At 74.8% G+C, this 746-nt stretch carries 1 protein-coding gene and 1 pseudogene; both read right to left on the bottom strand.

The genetic code is table 11. The features are described 5' to 3' along the window. Window positions 1-227, bottom strand: a pseudogene (locus H7I57_RS16595) (type II secretion system F family protein); the annotation flags it as partial. Next, the coding region (locus H7I57_RS16590; protein WP_264024730.1) for a type II secretion system F family protein at window positions 224-746 on the bottom strand (523 nt) is incomplete at its 5' end. The pseudogene H7I57_RS16595 and the gene H7I57_RS16590, both read right to left, overlap by 4 nt.

Raw genomic sequence — 746 nt, 5'->3', positions numbered from 1 at the left:
GGCGCGGGCGCCGACTCCGCCACGCCGGCGGCCGCCGTCGACACGGCCATCCCTGACCGCAGGCAGGCCGCCAGCACGTCCAGGCTCGCGGCCGCCGCAAGCGTGTCGTCGGTCGCCGCGGGGGTGCGACGGTGGCCCACGGGCTGCCGGTCCGCCTGGATCCTGGTCGTCGACACCCTCGGGAGGGCGAGCAGCGAGGCCGCGAGGAGCATTGCAGCCCAGGTCATGTGAACACCCGCGCGGTGATTCGGTCCGACCACAGCAGTCCGCAGCAGATCAGCCCGATGCCGATCACGAGTAGCCATCCACCTGCCCCGTCGGACAGCAGGAAGTCCAGCGGCTCGGCGCCGATCAACTGGCCCAGCAGCACGCCGAGCAGCGGAAGCCCTGCCAGGATCGCCGCTGTGGCGCGGGCGCCCGCCATGCCCGCCTCGACGCGGCCGTGGAATCGTTCACGCTCGACGATGTCACGCTGCGCGGCCTGCATCAGCGTGGCGATGGCCAAGCCGTGCGTCTGGGCCAGTTGCCAGCACACCGCCAGTCGCTCCCAGTGGCCCGGGGTGGTCGACCCCGCCGCTTCGGCGCGCAGGCCCGCGGCCACGTCGGCGCCCAGCAGCGCCCGTGCGGCGACCACGCTGAGCGACCTCGCGGTGGGGCCGTCCGACTCCCTGGCGGCGACGCCGATCGCGGCGACGGGATGCGCGCCGACCCGCAGCTCCCCCACCAGCACGTCCAGCGCGCCCTCC

The sequence above is a fragment of the Mycolicibacterium pyrenivorans genome (assembly GCF_025821625.1).
Classification (GTDB): Bacteria; Actinomycetota; Actinomycetes; order Mycobacteriales; family Mycobacteriaceae; genus Mycobacterium; species Mycobacterium pyrenivorans.
The sequence above is the reverse complement of the archived record's forward strand: the minus strand, read 5'-3'. Positions and strand labels throughout refer to the sequence as shown.